Below are 2,957 nucleotides of genomic sequence, written 5' to 3'. Positions count from 1 at the left end.
ATAAATAATGTTTATATAATGTTTTTTAATTGTAATAAACACTGATTATTAACAATGTTATACATAATGCTAATATATTGTTTATTTAATGTTTAATAAACAATGTTAATAAACATTGTTAAATATAAAAATAATAAAAATTGGCACACTGAAAAAATACTATTTAATTTTTAACAATAGTTATTAAAATATAAAATCACAAGTTTATAATTAAGTTGATATTATTTTGGTTTTCTCTCTGTATAAATTATTTTAAATAGAAAGAAGAAATAAAATATCGAAGAAATAATAAATTCATTTTTCTATTTAATAAATTCATTTTTTACAAATGTGATACCATCTATTTTTTGATTATCATGAATGGTATCACCAATTAAAACAATTATTTCACTAATAATAATTTTAATAATAACTTTTAAATTTATTATTTGAATTTTTAATAAATTAACAAATTTATAAATATTTTTATACAGAGAAAAAACCATAATAATACCTTAAATATAATTAAGTTGATATTTTTACACTATATACTGCCTACAAATTTTTAAAAGAAAGTAGGTATATTTATAAAAAATATTATAAAAATTTTTGGTTCAAAACTGTTATTAATATTCTTATTTCTATTAAATCCTACTAAAAATAACCAAATGAAGTGTGCCTTAGCTAAGATATATAATCGATTATAATAAATATTAAAATCCTTTAACCATAACACGGAAAAAGTTTAAAATTTTAATAATACAAAATATAGCAAATGGAATTAATATAATTCACGCTTCACCTAAGAAAACCATTATCTCAGGTAAAATATTTGTTATACCTTCTTTAACTTTTCATAATGCACTAGTCAAACCCGTTAAAATACCAGTCATACCCTCAGTCATAGTTTTAGGTGTAGGTGCTGTTAAAAAATTAAACGCTGTTGTTAAATACATACCTAACATTATTTATTACTCTCCTTTCTTTCAATTTCTTTTTTTCTTTTTTTCTTTCCTCGAATTTGTTTAATTTTTTGATAAATTGATAAACCAATTCAAGCAAAAATCCTTAATATAATAACAACACTAAATATTGTCGTTAATCAAGTTGGCATATTACATCTCCTCTCTAAAAACTAAAAAATTGAAATTTGCAAACTCGCTACGCTCGTTGTCGCTTCGCTCCATTAAAAACACTATTGAATAAATTATCCTCTAATAAATTACGCGGAATAATTTATTCTTTTACTTTTTAATTTCAATATCTTTTGCAATCTTATTAACAGTATTAATAACAATATCTTTACCATACTTTTTCACTAGCAACTGCAAAATAAAATATTGCTTTGTTTGCATAATTTCAACTCCTTAATTAAAAATATTATAAAAATTTTTGGTTCAAAACTGTAAAAACCAAAAATACAAAATGTGTGTGGTTTCTACATCCTTAATTTAGGAGATTGATTTTATGAATATAAGAGAATTTGAAGAAAAAATAAGTATTTCAGTTGATGAAATAATTAATAAAATTATTAATGACAATAAAAAACCAAATATTATTGGCAAAGGAAGATTGGGAGCACAAATTAGTGATTTTTTAGAAGATAAATTTATAGAATATAGTAAATCTAATGTTAATATAATAAATGTTATAGGAGCACCTAAAGAAAATACAAAGTCAAGTTTTGATGTAAAATTTAATTTTAAATATAAAGGAATAACTGAATTAATATGAATTGATTTTAAAGCAATTAATGAGCGTTCTTTAGATAGTAATCCTGATATAGGTGCAGCTAATAAAGTAATTTCTTTTATTGAACAAGGAAATTTTTATATTCTTTATGTTTATGTATATTATAAAAATAATAATGATGGTAATGTTGAGTTTGTTTCAAATAATGGTAAATTTACTAAACAATATTTTTTGAAAGATATTGAAAAAACATTTCGTCGAACACCTACAGGACAATTGCAAGTTAACGCAAATAGTGTTTCAGAGTATAGAACAAGAGAAGAATTTATCAATTTATTTTTTCAAAAACTAGAGGAATCACACAAAAGATCAATTGATAAGTCTAATAAATTTTTAAAATCCTTAAGTCAAATAAAATTAGAAATTATAGAAAAAAATGAAGCATTAGAAAACAACATTTTAAACAAATTAAATGAAAACTAAGAATTATTTTATTTAAAGCGAACGAATTTGAGTAATTTCTTTTTCATTATTAAGTTCATAAAATTCGTAAAGTAAAATATTAATATCATTTATAATTTCATTTTTCTTTGTAGGACTTTTAATTATTATATCTACCATATCTATTATTTTATTTTTAATATTTTCATCATAACAAATTGGAATGTTTATAAAATCAGATATTCGCATTTGAGGTTGTTTGCCATGAATTAATTTAATAATTTTTAGTCGGGCATAGTAATTGGCAATTTCTGAGTTTAGATAACCTACAAGAAATTTTAATTCACGGGTAGCATTAATAAAATTACTTTTGAAAGAAATTATATATAAACTATTATCACAAGAACTTTTTTTATCATCAAAAGCTGCAATTAAATTATTTGCTGATTGTCTAATAAAAATTTTTGGATTATCATATATTTCTTTTTCACCAAAACCAATTCTTTTTTTATTTTTTATTCCTTTTAATGTTAATTCATGTTTTATAGAATCGTTTATCTTATTTTGTTTTTCTTTATCATATGTAAAGAAAAGACCAATTTCATTTAATTCAAAAGATCTTGGTAAAGATTTTGATCCTTTATAATAGACATAAGAATCTCCATGGCATTTTTTATTTACAAATTCATTTTCCATATTTAGTAACATTGTTCCAGTTCTAATTATTTTTTTATTGTACAATTCTGCTAATGGTTTACTTTTGTTATATATTTTTTTTAAAATATCTATATGATTTTTAGGATTTTTTAAAGGAATTATATAATCATTTTTTATAATATTTTCAT

Annotated in this window: 5 protein-coding genes; 1 reads left to right on the top strand and 4 read right to left on the bottom strand. The window is 21.0% G+C overall.

All coding sequences use genetic code 4. The annotated features are described in order from the left end of the window. Positions 1–302: 302 nt before the first annotated feature. From C6B38_RS01780 to C6B38_RS01770, 3 genes are all read right to left on the bottom strand, one after another. Entirely contained in the window at positions 303–485 is a 183-nt protein-coding gene (locus C6B38_RS01780) for a hypothetical protein (RefSeq protein ID WP_233485479.1), read from the bottom strand. 207 nt (positions 486–692) lie between these two features. Further along, on the bottom strand, positions 693–944 hold the full coding sequence (locus tag C6B38_RS01775) for a hypothetical protein (protein WP_105298426.1): 252 nt from the start codon (positions 942–944) through the stop codon (positions 693–695). Next, entirely contained in the window at positions 944–1,093 is a 150-nt protein-coding gene (locus C6B38_RS01770; RefSeq protein WP_105298425.1) for a hypothetical protein, read from the bottom strand. The genes C6B38_RS01775 and C6B38_RS01770 overlap by 1 nt, the downstream gene beginning before the upstream one ends. A gap of 353 nt (positions 1,094–1,446) precedes the next feature. Here C6B38_RS01770 and C6B38_RS01765 point away from each other — a divergent pair, with 353 nt between their 5' ends. Then, a complete protein-coding gene (locus C6B38_RS01765) occupies positions 1,447–2,154 on the top strand; it encodes a hypothetical protein (RefSeq protein WP_105298424.1) in 708 nt (235 codons plus the stop codon). 12 nt (positions 2,155–2,166) lie between these two features. Here the strand turns inward: C6B38_RS01765 and C6B38_RS01760 are convergent. Continuing rightward, positions 2,167–2,957, bottom strand: a 791-nt coding sequence (locus tag C6B38_RS01760) for a TaqI-like C-terminal specificity domain-containing protein (RefSeq protein ID WP_146693256.1), incomplete at its 5' end; no start/stop codon positions are given.

Origin of the sequence: Spiroplasma sp. ChiS, from assembly GCF_002968355.1 — a bacterium.
Lineage (GTDB): Bacteria > Bacillota_I > Bacilli_A > Mycoplasmatales > Mycoplasmataceae > Spiroplasma > Spiroplasma citri.
This window is presented reverse-complemented; position numbering and strand designations above follow the sequence as displayed.